The following is a 24091-nucleotide window of genomic DNA, read 5'->3' as shown; positions in this document are numbered from 1 at the left end:
CTTAACTCTCTCAGGTTGATGGCGCCATCTCTGATTTTCCTTTGTGATACCACCACTCAGGTGGATACGCCTTGACGACATTTCACCGAGATCCATGGTCTGAATCATTGGGCAGGCGAGCTTGCTCATTGACCCATTCCCGGCTTTTGCCTCGCACACACCAATCGGGATTTTTGACCCAGTCAGTGAAATATATGGTGGGATGATCTTCCAGAATGTTGCAGCGGGTATAGCCAAGTTTTGGCATGGCATAGTATTGAAAAGGCGTAATTGCAAAAATACAAAAAAACATAATAAGAACTCCTGCGGCTATGGCGGATAAAAAAATACGCGTTGTGATTTTTATGGCGTCTTCCATGCAAGGGATTGCTTTTTGTATTGCAATGATAATTCCTGTGATTGAAATTATTGGCACACACAACGCAATTGGTTCAAATGGTGTGATTCTTACTGATGGTGCGAGTTTATTCAAATCATTTACGGTTTCGCATAGAGAATAGAAAATACTCCAAATTGACATTGCTAGAAGCAGCAGAAAAAGTGGAATACTCCATATTATTGATTTTCTGATTTCGGTTAAATTTCTTTTTTCCATTTCAAGACTAATCAATTTTTGCGATTGATAGGAGATAGTAAGTTTTTAGGATGGTTCTGGGGTATTTCTTTGATCTCTGTTGTTTCATGATTGCCACTCAACTGTTCTGTGACGAGAGCGTCAGTATTAACGCGATATATGCCAGAAGGTGTGCTGTTTGTCAAAATTTTTAATGAAGTAATAACATTTTTCTTTATTTCCCAACTTTTATCGATTCCATTTAAAGTTATCCCGGTAAAAAGTACCATTAAGGCCATGGCACCTAAAGAAAAAACAGCAATAGTGGTTACGCTTGCGACAAAAATTCCCGCCCCTATACCAACCATCGTCGCCAACCCAGCCTTGACCGCCTCCACCCCAATCCCTCCCACCAGGTCATGCATGGTCTTCTCGTCGTTGAAGATGAAGTCCAATGTCTCCACGCCGATGCCAACGACCAAGCTCAAGATGAAGCCCCCTCTGGCCACGCCCTGAAGGCCGCGCATGCCCAGACCCATCTGGACCATGCGGGGATTGGTGGTGAGAAAGCGCGTGCCCTGCAGCAGATTGCCGCGAAACCCGGCTCGGCCCGTGATGATGATATAGGTGCCCTTGGGAGTCGCCTTGACATAGGTGCGCGCACCGGCAAGGCGCAATGCAATCAGCGTTCTGGTGAACAGGTACGCGTCATTGGCCAGCATGGAGGCGGGGATGGTCCAGGGTTTGCCGGCATTGGGGCTGGCCGTCTGCGTCCAATACCGGCCCAGGGCGCTTTGGGCCAGGATGGCGCGCAGGCTGGCCGCCAGGCGCGGGTCATTGCGTGACCTGTCTTGCAGGACGCCCACGAACTCTTGCGGCGTGAGAACCACCACGTCCACCTGCTGGCTGTCCATGGCGCGGGTGATCTGCCTGTTGAAGGCCTTTTCATAGCTGATATACGGACGGGTGATATCGGTGGATGTTGCCATGGCCTGCATGCGAATGGTTAATGGAATGAATAAGGAAATGGTGGTTTGCCAAATGCCAGAAAAATCACGAACGCAGGCCTCCCATCAGGCCTGTGATGAATCAGGACCGATCAGGTATCAGAGTGGGAATTACGCGTTCGCAATCATTCCCAAGGCCAATGTCAATCAATGGCGTGGGAATTCCGTTGTGGGACTCCGGCTATTTGATTTCTTGGGTATCTGGAAGTCAAGCAGAAAGGCTGGTGACTGATTATTTTCAGATTATTCCTAGATGCATATACGAGATGCATGCCTTGAGTGCAGTCGATATGGATTTGGAATGAGGAAGAGGGCGGTGACAAGGCTTTGCCAGTCAGTGCAGCCATTTTCCCCAGTGGACGCAGGCCAGCCGACACCGCCGTGCTGCGGGCCTTTGCGGCCACAGGCACGGCACCGTGGTGATGCGGTCATGAAGACCCGGTACAAGGACACCGCGCGCAGCGGGCTGGCGTTTCATATCATCGAGTGCTGCGCGGGCCTGGCGGCGCAGCCCCAACGGCAACAGCCGGCCGCCATCATCCAGCCCGGTCACAACCTCGTATATCCATGACAGCCAGTGAAAGATTGAAGGCCTGGGCACGACGCATCAAGCGCGATGGCGTCACCCTGTGGCTTGCCTGCAAGAGCCCGCAGACGCCTTGGTACGGTAGGGCCTGCTCACACTAATGTGGGGTCGCGAAGCTGCCTGCCAGCCCGCCAATCAAGGCGCGCGACGCCGTGCGTGTGCCCACACGCACAAGGAGCGCAACGCCGAGTGGCGGGCTGGCAGGCAGCTTCCCTTCGGGTTGCCCGGCTGCGGGACCGTCTGCGGCGTTGCACGCGCTTGCAAGGCACGGGCCTTGCTGCGCACGTGCGCCTTGCATACGACCCCGCAGCCGGGCAACGCGATCCCCAGATTAGTGTGAACAGGCCCTAAGACCCTGGGCGCCTTCGTAGTCGCCTACGCCCTGAGCCCCATCGACCTGATCCCCGACTTCATCCCCGTGCTGGGCTATGTGGATGACGTCCTGCTGCTGCTCGCGCTGATCTGGCTCACCGTGCGGCTGCTTCCCCCGGCCGTGCTGGCCGACAGCCGCCAGCAGGCCGAGGCCTGGATGCAGGTCCAGGGCCGCAAGCCCCGAAGCCGTGCCGGAGTCGCCCTGGTGGTGAGCGTCTGGCTATGCGTTTGCGTGGGAGTCTTCCTTGCGTTCCGAAGGCGCTGGGGTCTTTGAGCGCGGAGCCTTGCCGGGCTGAGCGGCGGCGGGCGGGCAACACAAGGATGCGGGAGCTGTGCCTGAGCGCTGTATCATCTCGCCCAGGTGCTGAACACACCTTCACAGGCGGTCCCGCCACACTCCCGAAAGCAGTTGGACGTACTCACAGGAGGCCTTATGGCTGCTTTCCTTGCGGGCGTATCAATGCCCGAACCCTCTCCCAATCCTTTGCGTGGTCCCGTGCTTCGAGCACTTGGGCATTCCTTTGCGTCAGCCGCCAAGCGTGCTCATTGAGGAGTTGCCATGCTGTACTTTCAACTTTCCGAGCCCGAGTACAACAGCCTGCGGCGCGTGCAGGATCAGTTGGGGCTGATTTCCAGTTTGATCATGGGTGCCTACCCGGGGCATGCATTGGAGCCGGTGACTCCGGGGCAATTGCTTGCGTTTATTCAGGCACAGGAAGAGGCGATTGAGGGGGTGATGGGAGGAGTGAGTGAGCGCGGGGTGGTGAGGGAACTGGATTGACTGTGTGCTGCCCTGGGTGGCCACGCATGTGATGCGTGGCCTTTCTGGGCGCTTTTGCGGTTGCTCGCAGGGTTTGGAACACGTGGAGAGCTGGGCTATTGAGGACTGCTCTCGGCCAGGAGCGGTCGGTCGCGACGCCCGCCTGGCCAACCACGTCAGGCTGGCTACAGTCATTCAGTTCAGAAATACCAATTACTTCTGATGCTAAGAGCAGCCAGTGACCTGAGGAGTCTGCTGAAGTCCTGTCATGGTCTGAAAGTTGTTTAGATAAATGAGGGAATGTAGATTTATCACCCCTTTGAGTAAGAAAGATGAACTCACTCTTCGTCTCGCGTGACTTTGCGATTCAGCGGCACAGGAAGGCCGATGGTAATCAGAAACTTCTAAGATCCGCCTGCAGTGCCGTCGAGCAAGAGATTTCCGGCGCGAATATCAGACTCAAAGTTTTTATACTTTCCTGTCTTTCGCGTTCCATCAGCGGCGACCACGACTGTCACGACGGAATTTCGTCCGATTTTCTTCTCTCCACGCACATATTGAGGAACCGCCTTCTTCGAGAAGGCTATTTCACGCACTCGTACAGAGATGCTCCGGAGAACATCTTGATTGAAGTAACTGGGTGGCGTGACTCTATTTGTGCTGGATGCGCGCTTGAGCCATGCCGCTGCACGTTGACTAGCTTCAACGTATTTTCGTGTCTTGAACAAGAGCTCAACATCACAGGCCTCAATAATTAACGCGCCGATCTGCATTGCATCATAAGAGTCACTGCCCTCGGACTTGATTAGCAATCCAGGCGCTAGTCTCTTTGCTGCGGAAAGAACGAGCTCTGCACGATCTGTATCGTTCTTTAGGTGCAACTGGAAAGCGTCGTATACGATTCGATAATCTGTTGCCAGAAAATCGGAGTCTGGGGCTAGAAGGTATTCGTCAAAGTACCTTCTCTGGAGCGAATCTACAACATCGCCCGAGGCAATTAGAAGCGCATTTGTCGCAAACATCCGTCTAGTGTTTGCATCAATCCCAGGGCTGTTTCCCTCAAATGCGATTCGATAAAGTTTGGCCGCACCGGCAACAGCGCCAGAGCTGACCGCAATTCCGGCTGAATAAACGATTACCTCCACGAAGTCACTGGGAGTTTCGTGCAGTAGTCCTCTAACGTAGGAGATGAATTCCTCGAAAAGCTTCTCTTCTGGTTGGACGGCAAGAATGGCAGTGAGTTCTCCTGCATTTTGTAGAGTAAATGCAGATGGATACAAAGCGGAATCAACTTCGATGATGTAGCCCTGCTCGATAATAGAGAGTGCCATCTCAGATGCAACAAGGATTCGGGACGCACCACTATCTTGAAGGCGAGCCCGTTCCAGCGCGATGCCGACGGAGAATTTTTTATCTCCGACATTCATTGCCAACGAAAGAATCTCTAGCGCCTCGGGAATAAGGCCTTGACGCCTACGCAAGTGTGCAAGGTGTACATATGCGGAGCATCTTAGGTGATCTGCCCGAGAAGGATTGTCGCGAAACTGTTCGGGCTTTTCACCTAGGTCAAGGATCTGCTTGACTACTGCCTCCGTTTCCTTTGAATACTTGCGCCAATCTGTGCCGTAGTGAACACAGCGATTGACAAGACATTCATAGAAGAATGGATTTACACCAACGGCGCTTTCTTCCGATGCTTTGGAGAAAGCTTCAAAACTCTTCTGAGTATTACCAGCTGCATGGTTCGCTAACCCAATCCAGTACAAAGTACTGTAATGTAGATGGGCTGAAACGTGTTTCTTCTGGATATATTCCTCAAGCCAAGTGATCGCTTGCTCATAAGCACCCGTTTGAAATTTGCACCGACCTATATCAATTGCAAGTTCGGCGCGCAACGACTCACTATCAGTCGTTTTGAAGCATTCCTCAAGCAAAACCAATGCGTCCGCCCACCTATGCTGCTGATATGCAGCATATGCACGTTCGACGGGTGTTGCAAGCTTTCCTTCAAGTTCCTGAACCCAGCCTAAAGAAAGAGAATTCGAAATAATTCGATTTCGAATTTTAATCACCCCGCTGCTGGACTCAAATCGTGCTATGCCGGCAAGATAAAGTTTGTTGGTGACGTGTGAAGGAATTGCATCCGATTTTCCGAAATGCAGAGAAATCAAAGCCGTCTGGAGTTCAACGTCCTTCTCAACCAAATTGCGAATGTGGTCTACGGGAGGGAGATCAAAATTCTTTAAATACAGTTCATCAACTGCAGCGTCAACATGGGATTCGCCTACATGAGCACCGTCGTCATTCCGTTCCCCGAGCCATGCCAGAATGTCCCAACTCATTCTTGGGTTTCCAGAAGTCCAGTAAAAGACTCTTTCCAAAGTATTCAGATCAAATGCTTGATCGGCGTTCTTGCAAAGCAGATTGAACTCGTCGCGAGAAAAATCGTCCAGGTAAATCTTTTGGCCAATATTAAATGGGGATATATCCTTGTTCTTTATGAGCTCTGATGGCTCAGCAACTCCTGAGAGGACATAAGAAAGTCTATTGAACTCTGGAAAATTTGTCCGTGCTGCGAAGTAAATGCTTCTAATGTATGCGAAAACTTGATCGGAGTACTGACGACTACCCAAGGCGTCAACTTCGTCCAAGAAAACTACAAGTTTCCCTTGTATCGCTGCAAGAATTTTTCGCAGTTCTCGTTCGTGGAGCCGATGTGCCGCTAGTGGTAGTGCTTTCTCCCTTCCCCGAAGGAGTTCGACTACCACACAATCAGGCAGTAGGCCAGTATCGATGATGGCGTCAACAATACTATTGAAAAATTCAAGAACTGTTTCCAGTGGGTTTGAGACGTCGAGATAAACGAATATGTCTCCTCTTTTTTGATGCGTCCTCTTTGCATGTAGCAGAAGGTTGGTTTTTCCCATCTGTCTTGCGACAAGAACATATGCTGGCCGTCCCATGTCGTCGATCACGCGCTTGAGCTGTTGATCAGCATCTCGCTCGACATAGAGATCGTCGGGAATTATGGTCAAATTGGCTAGTTTGTTCATTATTTTTTATGCCCGTTGGATCAGCTCGTCACGTATTGAATTCTTTAGGTCTCGCGGATTGTCAAATTTTTTATCTACGAAGCTTTGTATATTTATTTTAATTTTCTGACTGATATTTGCTGTATCAATCAGGGCAGCAAGATTGCCTAAGTCCTCAGAGCTCCAGCTCGGTACATGGAGTACTTGAAAATGCTCAGAAAATTTACTGGGACTTGAGAGGTCTGCAAAGTGGGGCTTCTTCAAGGAAGCTGCAAGTACCGTAATTTCCGACGCGCCGCAGTTGCTTTTGAGTTCATGCAGAAAGTTTGATATTGCTTCACAAATTCTAAAATTCTCGGAGGCATTTTCCCCAATCGGAATTTCGTCTAAGAATATGGTTAAGCTGCCTGCGGATTTTATGATGGCCAGTGGGCTGCTGCGTTCGGTGCTGAGGGGGAGTGAGAATAGGTTGCAGAGATGTTCTCGAATTGACTCTTCAATTTCCTGCTTGATTTTTTCTGCGACGGGTGTATCGCAGTTGGCTAGGTAGACATTACATATCGTGCTCGATGAATGTTCAGAGATGCGTCGAGCGATGCTGGTCTTTCCGACTCCTGAATATCCGTGAAGCCACAGGCTTCTGAAATGTATGGCGTTCTTCGCTACGCCGTCGATGGGACGTTGGAAGTAAAACTCTTCGCATGCCGGGGTATAGACGTCAAAAACAGCAAGTTTTTGACGGTCCATAACTTGGGGTTCGGTGTGTTGCGCTGTTGAACTATAGTGAGAGGCGAAGTACCTTTCACATAGCGTAGTTAACAAAAGATAAGACGGGTGGTCTACGCTGGTGGGCTTGACAATCGAAGAGTGTGTTGACCTCGGTATGTGTACGGCTTCCCCAAAGTATGGTGTTGCGGACTTGCGTGTCACAATCTTTTTTAGTCCAAATAATCTCTTTTGTTCGTATGCTTCAATCCCATGAAGCGCGAATTTTGGATTATCCGAATGGACAAGGCGTTTAAAGCGGATGTCTAAGTCGTCCAGTATGGGGCTAACTATGCTTAACTCGTCACGTTGCTTGTGGCGGACTAGTCCAGTGAGTATTTTTATTGCATCAGCAAGGACTGAACCATGCGATGGTGAAGCCATTAATAGAAGTCCTACCGTCTTGTCATTGAAGGCTTCTCGATGGGATTCGATTAGATATCTGGTTATTATTCCGCCGAAACTGTGTGCTACGAATATTATTATCTTGTACTGAAACAATGATCGACCATGCGGTGTGGATTTGCTCTCTATGGTCCGAAGCATTTCAGCTGCGCAGTCGGAAATTCCGTAGTCAGCCGAGCCCAGCCCAGTAAAGTAGTCAGGTGCGACTACGTCGAAAGCACGGTATCTAGGGTCATCGATAAGCATCGACGGCCAATAGCTCTGTCCCGAACGCCAGCACTTATCAGCACAAGAGTTTATGCCGTGGACGAAGACTATAGCTGCGGTTGTGTCTTTCCTTGCGCGAAGCCAGTACGTTGTGTTTGATTGCACGATGTCCAAAATTTTCTCTGTGGCCAGGTTCTTCTATCTATTTGTATCACATTGCAGCTTCTAGGCTGCTGCCGGTTTCGATGACAGTGCCGAGATCAGGTTTTCGCGGATCGCAGCGACCACCAGCAGCCGCTGCACAGCAGGTGTCGATGGACGCGTTTCAACCGACCGCAAAGGGTCGATAGCAGACCATCTACAAAATCAATTCCCATCCCTGACCCCAGCCATCTCCCGAGTCCCTCGACACCCCGCACCAAACGCCGAACACCCCCAAAACGCCTTCCCAGCCGCAGGCCCTCGCTTGGCAACCCGCTGAACCATGGCTTTCCCGCATTGAGGACAGCCAAGTATTGGGGCGGCAGCCGGTGGCACTGTGTCAAAAGCAGGCTCCGTCTTGACGGGCTCGGCCACAGGCACAGGGTTCGCCAAAGGTACAGAAGTCCGGGCCTTGTTTGCTGAAGCCGCTCCTGTCTGGGCCTTTGCTTCCTTCAGCAATTTCATGAGCGCGGCTCCGTCCATGAGGTGGATATTCCTCCCCGCAGCAAACGCCACAGCCTCCTGAGTGAACCGGCCAGAGGTCACTACAAAGCCGGCAGCAGCCCCATCAGCTGCCATGACGCCATAAAGTTCGCGCACCGTGGAAACGCCGACCTTGAAGGCTTTCCACTGCTTGCATTGCACCAGTGTCTTTTCGCCATTCTTCGAGAGGACCAGGTCCACGCCACCATCGGGCCCGCCGCCACCGGTTTCCTTGACGCTGTAGCCGCGCCGCCGAAATCCCTCACCCACCAGCGTTTCAAACTCCCGCCATGACATGTTCTGCAGCGCATCCGCGCTGGAACTGGCCGACGTTGTTTCGAACAACCGGCTGCGGCGGCGCTTGCGCACGGCAGAAATGGCCGCGCCGGCCAGGCAGATGAGGGGCAGGATGTACTGGCCACCGGTAGCCAAGCCCTGCCATATGGCCGTGGTTGCCAATTGGCCGATTTGCTGCGGGCTTTGCGCTGCAGGCAGGGGACGGATGGCAATGGAGTGCAGCACCATGTAGCTGGTGAGCGCCAACGCGATGCCAGCCCACCAGGGCAGCATGGCGACCAGATCCATGAGGTCTTCTGCCGTGCTGGTCTTTCGTTTTCTTGCCACTCCCGCTCCTCCACCGTTCAAATTGCCGAACATTTTGCAACATTTATGGGTGAGGCGAATTCCTGTGCCAATGGGTGCGGTGAAATCAAGAGAAATTGACACTGATGATGTCTTCTGGCTGGCGATGAATGTGTGCAATGTGCTATTGATTACGTAGCGGGTGGTCTATGCCTGGTCTGCGAAATTCCTTGCCTTGTCATTTGGGGCAATGGATTGATCGTGCTCATTGCCATGGGTCGCGCAGGGGACAGGCGCCATTGGGTGTGAGAGAGCAGTCCGGCTGCTGTCCTTATCCCCAGTGCTGTATGAATTTGTGTCACTTGTTTGGGGGACATACAGGGCCATGGCGGCTACCTAGCATCCGGTCGACTGGAGCGCAAAAGGAGGGCGGGCGATGACTGCGGTGCGGTCATTTCTTCAACGCCGCCGCTTGTTTGCACACCGATTCGAGGCCGAATCCGGCCTTTCACCATCAGGAGCCTTCGCCATGTCCGACCCTGCAAATTCAACGAATGCATTCACACCGTCTGCCGATATCTACAAGGGAATTTCCGTTCTCAGTTCAGAGGACTGGATCGGGCTGACGACGTTCTTCGAGTCTGCAGTCACCGACAACCCGACCACCACGGAGCTGATGCGCGCCATGCTGGGCATGCAGAAGCAGGATGCTTTCAGGCCGGAGTTTTCCGAAGCGGTGGAGCTGTTCGTCACGCTCAAGGGTGTCGGCCAGAAGTTCAAGGTCGATGTGCAGGACAAGATGCTGACCCTTGCCGACGATATCGTTCAGTACAACGATGTGGCGGCAACCACCTATGAACGGCTGATCGAGCTGGTGGACCGTTTTGATCTGGAGGGGGCGCCCACCCCATCGGCGGAGCCGGCGGTGGAAGCGAAATGGAAGGCCCTGGTCAAGGTTTGGGAAAGCGATACGCCCAGCGGGCGTTCGGAGCAGATCAAGCGCAATTTCAGCAGCGCGCTGGAGCAGTTGATTGAAGACGCCAATGCACGATCGGTGCGTGCCTTTGCGCTGCAGAACTCCATTCTTGACAACGGCAACGGAATACTGATGCGCCTGAATGCCTGCAAGACCGCATTCAATGGACAAAAGCAGAAGTTTACGACCACTCTGGGCGCCGAGGGTGCTGCCAACCAGAAGCTGAAGGCCGCCGTGGAGAAGCTGGAGAACGACTTGAAGGCCCTGCGCCGCAAGGAAAAGGATGAAGTCATCGTGCTGTCCACGTCTCCAGCCTATCTGGCCATTCCGCTTTTCGGGCCGCTGATTCTGGCGGGGGTGGATATCGGTGTGGGTGCGGACCTTGCGGTCACGCGCAGGAAGATTGCCGAGAAGGTGGATGAGGTGAGAACCATCCAGGCCACGATGGCTACGAACGAGCGCTTCATCGGCTACTACAACCGAAGCAATGATCGCTTTGACAGCATCAGCAAGAGCATCGAAGACCTGGGTCCCAAGCTCAAGACGCTGGGCGAGGCATGGCGCGCGATTTCTGCCGATCTGGGCAACATACACAAGGTCTTGAGCACCACCGGCCGCAAGTCCCTGCAAGGGGAAAACTGGTTCAGCCTGACGGTGGTGCTGGGCACGGCCAAGAAGGGCTGGGCGCGTGTCGCCGGACAGGCAGATCATTTCCGCCGTTTTGGCGGCACGCCGAAGAAGGCGCAGAGCGTGGACCAACTGGTGGAGCTTGCCAGCAAGAAGGCAGCCTGAGCGATCTGCTCCGGCCTTTGTCCCACCGCTGCACAGGTGCAGTGCCTTACCTGGAACCACCCGCCATGACTTCAGCAATGACTCCCGCGCTCACTGCCGCGATGACTCCCATTGAATTGCGAACCCTGATCGATCGCTACCGTGCCGAGGGCCTGGTGCCGCCAGGGCCGCTGGTCTGCAGCGGCGGCCGGGCGCCGGACGGCAGCTTCAATCCCTTTGGCATCGTGGCCGATCTGGTGGTGGACCTGAAGGTGTCGCTGGACGAGGCCGACGCGGCCGGCCTGCAAGCGCTGGACATTCATGCCGATACCGTGGTGGTGCCCGAGGGGTTCGACAGGCGGCTTGACGGTGCGGTGCGGCGGCTGACGGTGGTTGCCCGCCGCATTGTTTCCGAAGGCACGACGGTGCTGCGCATGCTGCATGACGAGGACAACGAGCTCAGCAGGGTGCGCATTTTCGTGGAAACCGTGGAGGGCCGGTTCACGCTGTACGGCGGCCCCACGCGCGACACCCCTTATGCGCTGGAGGGGGCCTGGGACACGGTGGCGCGGCCGCAGTTCAGCAATTTCCTGTGGCAGGACAACCGGGCTGTGGTGAAGCACACCCCCGTGCCGCCCGGCCTGCTGGAGCATGGCGAGCCGATGCACAGGGTGCTGGCCGCGCTGTTTGCCCTGAGCGCCGGCATGGCGGGCAGGCCCGGCCATAGCGACCACAGCGCGGCCGAACTGGCGTTGTGCCATGAGGCGCTGGGCTGGATCACGCGCTGGTCAGGGGTCGAGTCCGGGTTTGGCGAGTTGATCCAGGCGGCGGGTTCGCTGCAGCGTCTGCTGCCGGTCATGGGTGTTGACGGGCTGGCCAGGCCGATTCCTGATCTGAGCGCCGGCAGCTATCTGTCGCTGGCCAAGGCCCGGCAGGAGGTGATGGCGGCCATGGAGGGCCACCTGCGCAGCCTGCGCGCCAGCGGCGAGCTGGCAGGTGCCGTGGGCAGCGTCGCGCAGGCGTTTGCCGACCGGGATACCTTGGACCTCAAGACGCTGGAGGCACGTTGCACCGAGCTGGAGCAGCGGTTGATTCAGCAGATCGATGCCCTTGACCGCGCCGCACGCACGGTGCGCCAGGAGGAGCTTGAAGCGGAACTTGCCGCCATGCGGCTCAAGCTTGAAAGCGACGTTGCCCAGATCGTGCGCACCGTGAAGATGAGCCTGGAAATCGCCTTTGGCGTCATCGCAATCGCGGGCAGCGTGGCCGCCCTGTGCGTGGGCGTGCCGCCCGACCCGAAGGCGTTGACCGAGACCGGTCAGAAAGGCGTGCTCGGCCTGAAGGACTTGTACGGGCAGGCCAAGACGCTTGGCGGCAGCATAGACGGCCCGCTCAAGGCGCTGAAGGCCCTGGGCCAGTCGTTTGCCATTCCGCTGCAATGGGCCAGGCATAACTCCAGCACGCTCAAGAATCTGGTGGATCCCGCCAAGGGCGCATTGAATGCGGTGCTGCCGGTGATCCGTGGGCCGCTGGGCGGGCTGGATGTCGAGGGGATTTCCCGGGAGCTGGGCGACACCATGCGTGCACTTGCGCTCATGCCGGATGCCAATGAAGCCAAGGCCGCCTGGACGGTGCTGGAAAACGATGCAGTCAACCGGCTGGATCTGGTGCTTGCCACGGAAGGCACCGAGGCGGCCGTGCGCAACGCCGCCAACACCCTCAAGACACAGGTGCAGAAGGTGGCCGTCTATGGCCGCCTGCTGGCTGAGCAAAGCGCATCCAAGAATGCCATTGCCCGTGAGCTTGCCACGCTGAAGCTGGAGTACGTTGCGGTGATCGGCAAGCGCAAGCGCCTGCAGGCGCTGGAGCAGCAGGCGCTGACAGAGCTGGAGCGCAGCGCGCGGCTGCAGGGGGAAATCACCCTCAGGGCAGAAAGTGCGCGCCGCGGTTTCTTCGTGGACTGCTTCGGTGTCCGCGCCGCACAGGCCTACGAGACCGGCAAGCAGCCCGGCCACCGTCTGTCGATGCCGGGCACGGCCGCTGCCATGGCAGATGCACACGCCACCCTGCTGGCAGACCACGCCAGCGCGCAGGCGGCCAATGCGAGGACCCAAGGGGATCTGCGGCGGGAATTGCGGGTCACTGACGCCGCGCTGCTGCAGCAGCTGGCGCATGGGCAGCCCATCAGCCTGTCCATTGCCACCAGCCATCCGGCACTGGCCAGCTACCGCCGCATCCGCCTTTCGTCGGTGCAGGCCTGGCTGGAGTTTGCCGATGCCTCGGCCCAGCGCATCGATATCGACATGGTGACCGGCAGCGATTTTCACGACAGCACGGGCAACGGGGACGAGAGGCTTTTCTGCTCGCCCCTGAAGATCAACTTCACCTACGCCGGCGACCAGATCGAGTTCTCGCAGCACCTGGGAGATGTCTGCCCGACGCCGTTCACGACCTGGCTGATCGAAGTGCTGGAGCCCCGACAGATGCCGGCAGCGCCTCGGGCCCTGCGCCTGTTGATGGCCGGCACTGCCGCCAAATGAGCCGGCTTCTGTGGCTGCCCGCCGCTGCCACGGCGCTGTGCTGCGGTGGCGCCATGGCAGCGAGCTGCCGCGTCGAAGCCGAGCCGGCGCGTGAGCCAGTCGCAAGGCAGGTATGGACCGATATCGCCGAGTTCTCGTTCGTGACCGGGCTTGATCTGGACGATGCCAGCGGCCGCATGACGCTGGTAAGGAGCCTGGAGAGCATGCAGTCGTTCCCTTCGCTGAAGGCGGCATCGGCCGCTTGGGGCACGCTGCGTACCCGTATCGACGGGCTGGCCGACACGGTGCAAAAGCTGGGGCAGGCCGTGGGGCGTTTGCAGCAGCTTTGTGACCAGTTGGATGCCGTTTCGCTGACCCCCGACGCACCGCTGGACGAGGCCCGGTGGAATGCGGGTGTCGCAGCCGTCGAGACGGAAATGGATGCGGCCATTGCGGCGGCTGCGCCCGTCGTGGCGCAGCTGGAAAGTCATGCCTCGCTGCTTCGCGTGGCCGCCGCGCACCATGCCAGGCAGCCGCCACCGGCAAACGCGGTGGTCCGCCTTGGGCCCGCGCCGCAGGCGATGGCAACGGAATTCAGCACCCTGGCGTTGCGCTGGCGGGCCGTGGCCTCCGACCTTGCAAATGCTCGCCGCATCTTGCCGGTGAGGCCGGTGCGCGGCTCGTCTGCGCCCTTGATCGCCATGACGGCCGCCATGCGGGAACTGGCGCGGATCTCCGCCGAGGCGCACGCGCTCTCGGCCCAGCGGCTCAGCAATGCGGAATTTGGGCGCTACGAGACGGGCGACTACCTGTACGACCAATGCCCCATGCTCAAGGACCGCCAATGGGTCGGGCTGCAGAACCTGTATTGGAGCGAAAGGCGCAACGCGGTAGCGCTGCTGCAGGGCACGGGGCTTGTGTCTCCCCCCGGGCTGTACAACTTCGAGCCATGGCAGATTTCCTTCCCGGCAATGATTCTGGGCGCCGACAGATGGAGGTTCCTGCGCACCGGCAAGGGCTACTGGCTTGTCCAGAATGCGGCGTTCGGACCGGGCACCATGGCGCTCGATGTCACCAGCGTGGCCGGGAAACCGCATCTTGAACTGAAGATGACGGCGTCGGCGGGAGACTCGCCACGCTTCAGCGGCCAGCAATGGCGCTGTGCGCCCAGCGACCTGCCGGGCCAGTTCCATCTCTACAACCGCTTCCTGTCGGATGCCGTCGTGCTGGACACGGCCAATAACCATGGCATTGCCGTCATGCTGCCGGCCACCAGCCGCTCCTCTGGCCAGTATTGGCGTGTGATTGATCGGTAAGAGGTGCTTGGGGGCAGGACCCCCTTGATCTCAACCGCACTTGAGGTTGCATGCTCCAGGCTTTTCGTCGCCATGGCACTGCGCCATGGCCGGCGCAGACCCTGCAACCAAGAAGCATCCATGCGCCATCAAGATTCCCTCACGCTGGACGATCAGGTCCGGCCGACGACCGGCGAGAGCTGGTCCATCCTGTCCTCCCCCTACCGCCTGACGACGATCGGCATCGTCTCGCTGGTGGCCTTGATTGCCTTTGAGGCCCTGGCCGTGGCCACAGCCATGCCAGCGGTGGCCCGCGCGCTCGATGGGGTGCCGCTGTACGCGGTTGCCTTTGGCGTGACCCTGGCCACCAGCGTGGTGGGCATGACGGTGGCGGGCGGCTGGTGCGACGCGCGCGGGCCGGCGGCGCCGCTGTGGTCTGGCATGGCGTGTTTTGTGGCGGGGTTGCTGCTGGCGGGCTTTGCGCCTTCCATGCCGGTGTTTCTGGCGGGGCGGCTGGTTCAGGGGCTGGGGGCCGGTGGCATGTCGGTGGCGCTGTATGTGCTGGTGGGCCGGCGGTATCCCGAGGCACTGCGGCGGCGCATTTTTGCGGCGTTTGCCACGGCCTGGGTGGTGCCCGCGCTGGTGGGGCCGGCGTTGAGCGGCCTGGTGGTGGAGCACCTGGGCTGGCGCTGGGTGTTCCTGGGCGTGCCCCTGCTGGCCTTGCCGGCCGGGGCGATGCTGCGCCCGGCGCTCCAGGGCCTGGGCGGCCATGGCCAGGGCATGCAGGGCGGTGTGCGGCGCGGGCTGTGGGCCCTGGGCGCGGCCACGGGCATCTGCCTTCTGTATGTGGGCGGGCAGAGGCAATCGGCGGGCGCCTTGGGGGCGGTGGCGGTGGCCGCGGCCTTGTCGCTGGTCTGCACCTGGAAGCTCTTGCCGGCCGGCACGCTGCGCGCCGGGCGCGGGCTGCCCAGCGTGATCGCCTTGCGCGGGCTGGTGTTTGCGGCGTTCTTCGGGGCCGAGGCGTTCCTGCCGCTGGTGCTGGCGCGCGAGCACGGGCTGTCAGCGCCCATGGCGGGGCTGGTGCTGAGCGCGGGTGCGCTGGGCTGGTGTTCCGCCTCCTGGTACCAGGGACACAGCCGCAACGGCTGGAGCCGTCACCGCTTCCTGCGCGTGGGCACCAGCGCGGTGCTGGCGGGCGTGCTGCTGACGGCATCGGTGGGCTGGCCGGCCGTGCCCGTGTGGGTGGCGGTGGTGGGCTGGATCGTGTCGGGGCTGGGCATGGGCCTGCTCTCGGCAAGCCTGTCGGTGCTCACGCTGTCCATGTCCGCGCCCGGCGAGCAGGGCGCCAACAGCTCGGCCCTGCAGCTGTGCGAGGCCATTGCCGTGGCGGCCACCCTGGCCATTGGCGGATCGCTGTTCGCGGCCTTGCTGGAGACTTCGGCCCAGGCGGCCTATCTGGCGAATTTTGGGGTTGCGGCGGGGGCGGCGGTGTTGGCGGCGGTGATCGTGGGGCGAACGGATACGCGGCAGGTGTTTGTGGGGTGAGGGGGCCGGCTTTGCCATCACAAAGATCGCTGGATGAGTGTTTAAGCCTGGCTCTGTAGGACGTGCGCGCAGGGGCTGGCGCGCCCCGGGACCACGCCTTGCCCTGTGGCGCCTGTGCTGTGATGGCGGCTTGTCCAACCAACGCACAGGAGAAACACATGTCCGAGAAAACCGCTTCCGTCCATTGGGAAGGTGCAGGCAAGACCGGCCAGGGCCGCATCAGCACGGAGACCGGCGCGCTCAAGGACCATCCCTACGGGTTCGGCAGCCGCTTCGGGGATGACCGCAAGGGAACGAATCCCGAGGAGATCGTGGGCGCCGCACATGCGGCCTGTTTCACGATGGCCTTTGCCTTTGCCTGCGAGAAGGCGGGCATCGCCACCGAGATGCTGGACACCACGGCCAAGGTCCGGCTTGCCAAGGATGGCGAAGGCTTCAAGATCGACCGCATCGCGCTCACGCTGCAGGCCAAGGTGCCTGGTATCGACGATGCGCAGTTCCAGAAGATCGCGCAGGAGGCCAAGTCCCAGTGCCCGCTGTCCAAGGCACTGGCAGGCGTGCCCGAGGTGACCCTGGTGGCCACGCTGCTGCATTGAGTCCGCACAGGCGCTTGTGCCGGGAGGTGGGGCGGGGCAGGTGAAGCACTCTGGCTTGCCGGGCGCTCAATCCTGGGCCATGAAGCCTTTGCCGCAATCGCCGCAGATCAGGTTCAGCCCAGGCTTGCCCCAGACATTGACGGGCGCCGCGCAACCGCCGCACCGGTACTTGACGCGCAGGGACTTGTTGACGGGCTGCACGGTGGTCTCGCCGGTGGTGGAGCCCGGCACCGCCACCGAGGTGCCCACGGGCCGCACGGCTTCGGCCAGGGCGGGCACGGATGACATGGGCGGCTGGGTGCCCTGCATGCCCTGGAGCTGCGTGGCCATGCTCCACTGGCCCGTGACCACATGCTCGATGGCCGGGAAGCGGTCGTACCAGCTCAGCTGGAAGCGCGTGGTCAGCAAGGCATCGCAGGCCGCCAGGAAGGGGCCGCCCGCCACGGCGTAGTCGGCCATCATGTCGCCCGTGCGCCGCCCGCCGGGCCGGCCCGTGGACGAGGGCATGAGGCCCAGCGATTCCAGCTTGTCTGCCCATTCCTCGTTGTGATAGCGCGCACGGCCCGGCTTGCCGAAGTGGTGCTGCCACAGGTGCGTCATCTCATGCACCAGGGTCTGCAGCGTCTCGATGATGGGCACCGCCGCGAAGTAGGCGGGGTTGAGCGCGATCTCGTCGGTGGTGCTGCCGTCCAGCGAGGCAAAGCGCGCGGCAGAGAAATAACCGCAGGTGCGTTTCTCGCGCTGCAGCGTGATCAGGCAATGGGGCAGGGCATCGTCAAAAAGGCGCTGGTTGAAGTGCTCGTAGGCCTGCTGCAGTTCGGAATAGGTTTCGCGCGTGGGTGCGGAGCGGACGGGGGCGGCGGGCATTGATGGATTGTGCAATACAACCATGTGAACATTGCCCCAAATCGACTTGGCAAGACCGGTATCGAAATTCAGAGCTGTCTGATTGAAAATAGCCATAAAGAATCAATAATTCATTTCCATGAAATTTATTGATCGACAGGGTGCCAGTTGCCATATACCGGGACTGCTGTACGACGGAGTACTTTCCGCTGAGGACTGGCAGTCTGCGCTGGACGCCATGCGGCAGGCGCTGGGCGCGTCCGTTTTCCATTTCTTCACGCTGGGCAGCACTGGTGGCGGGGTGGTCGAGAGCGTGCACAACCACGACCTGGCGGGCATCGATGCCGATAAATTGCGTGAATACGAAACCCACTACGTTGGCGAGGACCTGCGCATGTCCGTCGTGGCGAGCCTGCCCCAGGGCCAGTTCATGCTCGACCATGAGCACTTCAGCGCATGGGAGATGTCGCGCAATGCGGTCTACGTCGATGTGCTGGCGCCCCACGGACTTCGCAACACGCTGGGTGTCAAGGTGCGCGACGAGGGGGGGACGCAGGACTTCCTGGGTTTCATGCGTCCCACGGACCGTGGAATCTATGGCGTACAGGAGCGGGTCTTCATGCAGCAGTGGATGCCCGATCTGGCGCGTGCCGCCCGCCTGCGCATGCACATGGGCGGACTGGCGCGGCAGGCGGCTTTGGGATTCACAGCCCTGGACAACTTGCCGCAAGGCATTGCACTTGTGGATTCAAATTGCCGCATCCACTACTGCAACCCCTCGGCCGACTGCCTGCTGGCAGCTTTTTGCGAAGCCTTGTCTGTGCGCCACGGCCTGCTGCGCTGCGTTGACGGGCAGGCCCAGGCACAACTGCTGCGTCTTGTGGCCCAGGCTTGCGGCCATCATGCACAGGGCCTGGCCGGGGCGCTGTGCATGACGGCAGGCTCTGCGTTGCGGTTGATGGTGACGGTCCTGCCGCTCAAGCCCAGCCATGCCGCTGCGTTCCGCCAGCGGCCCATGGCTTTGCTGGTAATGGCGGATGCCGGTACGCCATTTTCTGGCCCGAGTCCCGGACTCGTGCAGGAAGCGCTGGGTTTGTCGCCCTCGGAAGCGCGTCTGGCGGTGCTGCTTGCCACGGGCAGGACCGTCAAGGACTACGCCCGGATAGAGGGGTGCAGCTGGTATACGGCGCGCACCCACATGAAGAACCTGATGCGCAAGACAGGTTGCCACCGGCAGGTGGAATTGGTGGGGCTGCTGCAATCCCTGCAGCCGAGGTGAGTCCGTGCAACAACGCATTGATGCCATCGCCGGTCAGCTGTATGAGGGGGTGCTCGCTCCCCAGGCCTGGAGCGAGGCGCTCGCGGGAATGTGCGCGCAATTGCAGGCGGGCGTCTTTCACTATTTCACGCTGAATGCTGGCGAGGCAGCCGTTCCGCAAAGCGCAAGCAATCTGGAAAGCTTCGGTCTGCATCACGGCTTGATGCAGGAGTACGAGACACACCACGCGCACAACGACCTGCGGATGGCAACCGTGCAGCGGCTGCCCGTGGCCCAGGTCATGCTGGACCATGAGCACATCAGTGCCAGGCAGGCGTCACAGAACAGCGTCTATACGGATTGGCTGGTTCCGCTGGGACTGCGGCATACCGCCGCTGCCGCCGTTCGCGTGGAAGGCAATGCGCGTGATTTCATCAGTTTCATGCGCCCCAGGGATGCCGGCGTCTATGGTGCACAGGACAAGCCATTCCTAGAGCATTTGATGCCGCACATCGAGCGGGCCGGCCGCTTGCGCGCGCGCATGGGCCAGCTATGCGGCCAGGCAGCATGGGGACTCGCGGCACTGGATGCGCTGGCGCAGGCACTGCTCGTCGTGGATGCTCGGTGCCGGCTGCAGCATTCCAATCCGGCGGCAGAGCGCCTGCTCGCAACATTCGGCACGTTGCAATGTGTGCACGGCGGGCTGCGATGCACATCGGGCGAGGCGCATGCACGCTTGCAGAGCTTGGTCTCCGCCGCTTGCGCCAATCCCGCAAAGGCGGCTGCCTTGGTGCTCCAAGGCAGCCGGCCCAGCCAGTCCCTGCTCAGGCTGACTGCGTTGCCTCTGGCGGCCAACCATGCGTTTGCCGCGCCGTGGCAACAGCCCCTGGCCCTGATCTTTCTGACGTTGCCCGGCTCCATGGTTTTGCAGAATCAAGGCCTGGTGGGCGAGATGCTGGGCCTGTCACCCAGCGAGACCCGCCTTCTGTTGCTTCTGGCAGGCGGAAAGACCGTGAAGGACTATGCCTTGATGGAAGGATGCAGTTGGCATACGGCGCGCACCCACATGAAGAACCTGATGCGCAAGACGGGCTGCCATCGGCAGGTGGAATTGGTGCAACTGCTGCAGGGGTGGGGAATGGTGTGAACAGTCCCTGCCCATCGCGCAGCGCCTTGCGGGCTGGGCGATGGATTGGGCGCTGGTCACGCAGCCCTTGCTTCAGGGGGTGTATTGCAGGTTGTAGTACATCTCCCTGCCGTTGCGGTCAGCGTAGACGAGGAGGAACTCGGCATAGTTCGTGGCCGATGCACCGTCCGGCTTGCCTCCAAAAGGTATGGTGGCCGAGGTGGCTCCTTTGGGAACAGGCACGGTCAGGTTGGGCGTGCGTACCGTGGGCAGGCCGGAGGCAGACCCCGCCGCAGCGCCCTGCCGATAGGAACTGAGTACTGAAAGTGCCATGGGCATGCTGCCCGCTGGCGGTTGCGCAGCCGACCAGACAACCTGCGCGCTGCCGCCGCCGGCCTTGAAGCCGGCCACGATCTCGCCCTCTGAGGGCGAGATGGTGTTGAACTGGGGATAGGCATTGACAGGTATCTGCGCAAACGCATAAGACCCGCTCTTCAGCGTGACCTGATAGGTGGCGATGGGTGTTTTGCCTTGCTGTCCGTTGACGGCTTTCCAGCCATCGTCGGCATGGATATCGAAGCGCACCTCGGTTCCCGCTGCCAGGCCCAGCGCTGCGAAACGGTTGTCACCGTCTGCCATGGCGGCAGCATCGAACCCGCTGCGCACGGTGGAGCCCCACGAGTCGTTGGCCACACCCAGTTGCGCGTTGGTGCAATCTGCCGTGCCGGCGTTGGCCACGTCGTTGCTGGCGTTCGATCGACACTGCCGGAAGTTGTTGGTGTCCGCATAGCTGGCGTTGCCCCGCACGCCTTGCATTTCGGGTGCATCGCGCATGATGCGTGGCGACAGCAGCTTGAGCGAGTTGCGCGCGCCGCCTGCTTTCGCCGACGGCCAACTGACAATGGCGTAAGTTGCCAGCCGAGCAGGATCGGAAATGCCAAACTGCACCTCGCGCCGCAAGTGGAACGGACTGGAGGACGGTTCGCCGTCGGACAGCTGGCGTATCACATTGGCGCGGTTGCGCGACACCAGTCCCACGCTTACCACGCGCTGATTGCCCAGGCTGCGCATCTCGGCTGCATTGCGGGGAGTGGCGCAGGTGCCGCTGCTGCTTCCTGCGATCAGCGTTTCACGCTGGTCCCTTGTGCTGGTCCCGTCCGTGAATTTTTCGTCGTAGCTGATATCCACCTCATGCCGTGCGGATCCGTCGGCATTGGTGGCTTTGCGCTCTGCCAGGATTTGCAGATTTTCGAAGCTCCGCCCAATCTGGTAGGCATTGGAGGCCTGGACCTGGGTCTGGTTTTCATCCCAATGGGTGACCAGACGCTCCTTGCTGCTGCCGTTGCCCAGGTAGCAGTCGTCGAGATGCGCAAAGCGCTCGGTGCCTTTGGCGGGCAACTGGGTGGCGGTCAGCGCCTGTCTGGCATCCATGTACTTCTGCACCAACTCCTGGGTCGTTTGTGTTGGTGGTGCAACCGGTGGCGTCACTTCGTTGTCTCCGCCACCGCCACTGCCACCTCCGCAAGCCGTAAGCGCGAGCACGGCACCGGCGAGGAGGGTGGGGCGCAATTTGGGGGTCTGCTTGGTCATTGGGTATCTGCCTTTCAAACGATTGGGAATGGGCGGCGCAAGGATTCGATGGTTTCCCTCATCCGCCTAGACAGCAGTCTTCCCAGCCATGGTGCGCAAGGCCATACCGCATTTGCGGGATGGCTTCGGCACTGGCTCTGGGATGAAATATTTTTTGAGCGGAGTTTTCAGGAGCTGCAGGCACTATTCGCTTTATTTTGCGATTGGCCCTTTGTAAACATCAAAGCCCACAGGACTGTTGCAGCACCCAGGAGTTCATTCGAACGAATTTTTTATTGAGCTGGTCAATATGCGGTCATATCCTCTTCCAGGATGCGAAAACTAATTGACGATGGTGAGTGATCCATAGGAGCCCTGGCCGCCACGCACGCTATAGAGCTGCGTGCGTCCCGCGCCTGTGGCCCCGCTTACCGTCACTTCCCCTGTATTTCGATCCGCATAGGAGCACGCTCCCTTGTTGCCGCTGCCATTGATGGCCCGTATGCCAAGATAGCTGACTCCTGAGCTGACGGGCACCTCAAAACAACTTGGCTGGTTGAAAAGTTCGGAACGAGCAACTTCCCTTTCATTCAATGTGATGGCTAGAATATCTCCATCCTCGCATTCATTGTCTTTTATGCAGACATCGATATATTTTTGGCCTGCCATATTTGTATTTGCGCTGAAATTCCCCCAATCTGCCAATTGCTGATTGATGGCGTCAGAAACGAACTGGTCCCAGGAAATGGTTTCGTAAGGTGATATCCGATAGCTGCATGACCGGTTGTCCTCGATTTCCTTGTTGACAGTCGTTTTCTTGTCGGGTGTGCCACTATCCCAACGGATGGACTTGAACAGGTATTTGTCAATTTCTCTTTGCAATTCGGCCGGTGCCACGCGTGGTGGACTATCAATGCAGATCATGCGCTGATCGCCCATGATAGGACCGGTGAGCTTGACACGCTTGCCACCATCTCCTGTGGCGACTGCGATGGCATCCAAGACTTCCTCTGCACCACTGCACCCTGTCATCAAGACCGCGATGGGACACGCGATCAAGGAAAAGACAAGCTGACGCGTCCACTGGTTTCTTGTTGAGTTCCATTCCATTTTGATTCCCTTCAGTTGATGTGAAAAATAACACCCACGGGAAGGAATAATGAATTGTTTGTCCCAGTGAAAATATACCGCAGATGCGGTATTGATCTTCAGGACGCAGCAAGCATTGCAGTAGAAGTACTGCCAGATTTCTGAAATGGAAAAAGAAACTATTCTTTGCTTTCCTGCACCCTCAACGCCTGCCCAATCGCATAGAACTGCCCACCCGCCACGTAGTGCAGGCTGCGCAGCGCGGGGTCGGCGTCCTCGAAGTGCCAGTGGCCGTTGCGGAATACGCAGGTGTCGGACCACGCGCCCACGATCTCGCCGATGAACAGGTCGTAGGCCTGCTGGTTGTGGGGCTCGGGGATCAGCCTGCAGGCCAGCCAGCCGGCGCAGCCGTCCACGAAGGGCAGGTCGAACCCGTCCATGCCGAACAGCTGAACGCCGCTGGTGGCGAGCTTGCCGGCATCGGTGGACAGGCTGAGCGTGCCGACCTGGTGCGTGAGCTGCAACTGGGCGGCCGTAGGCACCTGGATCACGAACATGCCGCTGTGCTCGACCAGGGCGCGCGTGGCCGTGGCCTTGTCCAGCACCACGGTGAGCTTCGGGGGCGCAAAGTCCAGCGCGCAGCACCAGGCTGCGGCCATGACGTTGTCCACGCCGCCGTGGCGTGCCGAGACCAGGACGGTGGGGCCGTGGTTGATCAGTCGGTAGGACTTGGCGAGATCGACCGGGGCAATATGCGGGTTCATGCAATGGTTCCTGAAGGGTTCTGTTTTTGCGCGTGCAGGCGCCGGGCTCATTCGGCCAGCGCCTCGGAACCCACGATATGGACACCGGGCCTGGCGTTGACAGCTGCCTCTATCAAGGCATGGGCGATGCGGTGTGCCGGGTTGAGCCGCCAGCGCCGGGGCAGCAGCGTGCCCAGGGCGCCAAGAAGGCTGACCATGAAGCGCTCGCCCGCCCGGTGCTCGGTGCGCGGGCCGCTGATCAGGCCGGGGCGCACGAAGGTGAGCGATGCGAAGCCCTGGCTTTGCAGGTCGCGCTCCAGCTCGCCCTTGACGCGGTTGTAGAAGATGCGCGAGCCGGCGTCGGCGCCCATGGCCGAGTTCAGCACATAGGTGGGCGTGCCGTGCCGATGGGCCAGGCGGGCGGCCAGCAGCGGGTAGTCATGGTCCACGCGCCGAAAAGCCGGCTGGCTGCCGGCTGTCTTGATGGTGGTGCCCAGAGTGCAGACCAGGGCATCGGCGCTCCACCAGTCGGCATCTTCGGACAGGTGCTCGAAATCGACGATGGTGGCGAGCAGCCTGGGATGCGCCGGCAGCGCCCGGCGTACCGGGGCCACGACGCGGGTGATGCGGCTGTCGGCCAGGGCCTGTTGCAGCACCTGGCTGCCCACCAGCCCCGTGGCGCCTACGATCAGCAGTTGCATGGCTTGGTCTTTCGATGGGGACACGGATCAGCCAGTGTGCCGTAGATGGCGTGGCGCATAAAACTGGTGCAGCCCAAGGCAAGGGACACCGAGGAAGGGCCTAC

The 24091-nt window shown here is 59.3% G+C and carries 20 protein-coding genes and 1 pseudogene; 11 read left to right on the top strand and 10 right to left on the bottom strand.

What is annotated here, in order from left to right; genetic code table 11:
- Window positions 1-82: 82 nt before the first annotated feature.
- A complete protein-coding gene (locus DTS01S_RS30880; RefSeq protein WP_074931739.1) occupies window positions 83-595 on the bottom strand; it encodes a hypothetical protein in 513 nt (170 codons plus the stop codon).
- Between the two features lie 11 nt (window positions 596-606).
- Complete coding sequence (locus DTS01S_RS13845; RefSeq protein WP_061287930.1) at window positions 607-1542, bottom strand: hypothetical protein; 936 nt, start codon at window positions 1540-1542, stop codon at window positions 607-609.
- A 448-nt stretch (window positions 1543-1990) separates the two neighbouring features.
- Between DTS01S_RS13845 and DTS01S_RS30480 the strand changes: the two genes are divergently transcribed.
- The 4 genes and pseudogenes from DTS01S_RS30480 to DTS01S_RS13835 all read left to right on the top strand — a co-directional run bounded on the left by DTS01S_RS30480 (window position 1991) and on the right by DTS01S_RS13835 (window position 3299).
- On the top strand, window positions 1991-2131 hold the full coding sequence (locus DTS01S_RS30480; RefSeq protein ID WP_156493770.1) for a hypothetical protein: 141 nt from the start codon (window positions 1991-1993) through the stop codon (window positions 2129-2131).
- A 364-nt stretch (window positions 2132-2495) separates the two neighbouring features.
- A pseudogene (locus DTS01S_RS31485) lies at window positions 2496-2595 on the top strand (YkvA family protein); the annotation flags it as partial.
- A complete protein-coding gene (locus DTS01S_RS13840; RefSeq protein WP_370671612.1) occupies window positions 2577-2792 on the top strand; it encodes a hypothetical protein in 216 nt (71 codons plus the stop codon). The pseudogene DTS01S_RS31485 and the gene DTS01S_RS13840, both read left to right, overlap by 19 nt.
- A gap of 285 nt (window positions 2793-3077) precedes the next feature.
- Window positions 3078-3299: a hypothetical protein gene (locus DTS01S_RS13835; RefSeq protein WP_061287894.1), complete on the top strand. Its 222-nt coding sequence runs from the start codon at window positions 3078-3080 to the stop codon at window positions 3297-3299.
- A 383-nt stretch (window positions 3300-3682) separates the two neighbouring features.
- On the opposite strand, the gene DTS01S_RS29635 is transcribed toward DTS01S_RS13835, so the two are convergent.
- The 3 genes from DTS01S_RS29635 to DTS01S_RS13830 form a co-directional block, all read right to left on the bottom strand.
- On the bottom strand, window positions 3683-6331 hold the full coding sequence (locus DTS01S_RS29635; protein WP_074931735.1) for an ATP-binding protein: 2649 nt from the start codon (window positions 6329-6331) through the stop codon (window positions 3683-3685).
- Between the two features lie 6 nt (window positions 6332-6337).
- Window positions 6338-7852, bottom strand: a complete 1515-nt coding sequence (locus DTS01S_RS30475) for an alpha/beta fold hydrolase (RefSeq protein WP_254787960.1) — start codon at window positions 7850-7852, stop codon at window positions 6338-6340.
- Between the two features lie 201 nt (window positions 7853-8053).
- A complete protein-coding gene (locus DTS01S_RS13830; protein ID WP_061287929.1) occupies window positions 8054-8995 on the bottom strand; it encodes a restriction endonuclease in 942 nt (313 codons plus the stop codon).
- A gap of 487 nt (window positions 8996-9482) precedes the next feature.
- Here DTS01S_RS13830 and DTS01S_RS13825 point away from each other — a divergent pair, with 487 nt between their 5' ends.
- The 5 genes from DTS01S_RS13825 (at window position 9483) to DTS01S_RS13805 (ending at window position 16655) form a co-directional block, all read left to right on the top strand.
- Complete coding sequence (locus tag DTS01S_RS13825) at window positions 9483-10721, top strand: alpha-xenorhabdolysin family binary toxin subunit A (RefSeq protein ID WP_061287893.1); 1239 nt, start codon at window positions 9483-9485, stop codon at window positions 10719-10721.
- 65 nt (window positions 10722-10786) lie between these two features.
- Window positions 10787-13240: a hypothetical protein gene (locus DTS01S_RS13820; RefSeq protein WP_061287892.1), complete on the top strand. Its 2454-nt coding sequence runs from the start codon at window positions 10787-10789 to the stop codon at window positions 13238-13240.
- On the top strand, window positions 13237-14535 hold the full coding sequence (locus DTS01S_RS13815) for a hypothetical protein (protein WP_061287891.1): 1299 nt from the start codon (window positions 13237-13239) through the stop codon (window positions 14533-14535). The genes DTS01S_RS13820 and DTS01S_RS13815 overlap by 4 nt, the downstream gene beginning before the upstream one ends.
- 120 nt (window positions 14536-14655) lie before the next feature.
- Window positions 14656-16059 carry an MFS transporter gene (locus tag DTS01S_RS13810; protein WP_174538892.1) on the top strand — a complete coding sequence of 468 codons (1404 nt, stop codon included), beginning with the start codon at window positions 14656-14658 and terminating at the stop codon, window positions 16057-16059.
- Between the two features lie 158 nt (window positions 16060-16217).
- A complete protein-coding gene (locus tag DTS01S_RS13805; RefSeq protein WP_016447025.1) occupies window positions 16218-16655 on the top strand; it encodes an OsmC family protein in 438 nt (145 codons plus the stop codon).
- Between the two features lie 66 nt (window positions 16656-16721).
- Here DTS01S_RS13805 and DTS01S_RS13800 read toward each other — a convergent pair whose 3' ends face one another.
- A complete protein-coding gene (locus DTS01S_RS13800) occupies window positions 16722-17522 on the bottom strand; it encodes a SprT-like domain-containing protein (protein ID WP_061287889.1) in 801 nt (266 codons plus the stop codon).
- Window positions 17523-17640: 118 nt separating this feature from the next.
- Between DTS01S_RS13800 and DTS01S_RS13795 the strand changes: the two genes are divergently transcribed.
- Window positions 17641-18780, top strand: coding sequence for a helix-turn-helix transcriptional regulator (locus tag DTS01S_RS13795; RefSeq protein ID WP_061287888.1), 1140 nt, complete (start codon window positions 17641-17643; stop codon window positions 18778-18780).
- A gap of 4 nt (window positions 18781-18784) precedes the next feature.
- Window positions 18785-19906, top strand: coding sequence for a helix-turn-helix transcriptional regulator (locus DTS01S_RS13790; RefSeq protein WP_061287887.1), 1122 nt, complete (start codon window positions 18785-18787; stop codon window positions 19904-19906).
- Between the two features lie 72 nt (window positions 19907-19978).
- Here DTS01S_RS13790 and DTS01S_RS13785 read toward each other — a convergent pair whose 3' ends face one another.
- The 4 genes from DTS01S_RS13785 to DTS01S_RS13775 form a co-directional block, all read right to left on the bottom strand.
- A complete protein-coding gene (locus DTS01S_RS13785) occupies window positions 19979-21475 on the bottom strand; it encodes a hypothetical protein (protein ID WP_061287886.1) in 1497 nt (498 codons plus the stop codon).
- A gap of 321 nt (window positions 21476-21796) precedes the next feature.
- Window positions 21797-22564 carry a hypothetical protein gene (locus tag DTS01S_RS30470; RefSeq protein ID WP_139223832.1) on the bottom strand — a complete coding sequence of 256 codons (768 nt, stop codon included), beginning with the start codon at window positions 22562-22564 and terminating at the stop codon, window positions 21797-21799.
- 158 nt (window positions 22565-22722) lie between these two features.
- Complete coding sequence (locus tag DTS01S_RS13780; protein WP_061287885.1) at window positions 22723-23307, bottom strand: flavin reductase family protein; 585 nt, start codon at window positions 23305-23307, stop codon at window positions 22723-22725.
- A gap of 47 nt (window positions 23308-23354) precedes the next feature.
- Window positions 23355-23987 carry a Rossmann-fold NAD(P)-binding domain-containing protein gene (locus tag DTS01S_RS13775; RefSeq protein WP_016447019.1) on the bottom strand — a complete coding sequence of 211 codons (633 nt, stop codon included), beginning with the start codon at window positions 23985-23987 and terminating at the stop codon, window positions 23355-23357.
- Between the last annotated feature and the right edge of the window lie 104 nt (window positions 23988-24091).

The sequence above is a fragment of the Delftia tsuruhatensis NBRC 16741 genome, from assembly GCF_001571325.1.
GTDB lineage: Bacteria > Pseudomonadota > Gammaproteobacteria > Burkholderiales > Burkholderiaceae_C > Comamonas > Comamonas tsuruhatensis.
The sequence above is the reverse complement of the archived record's forward strand: the minus strand, read 5'-3'. Positions and strand labels throughout refer to the sequence as shown.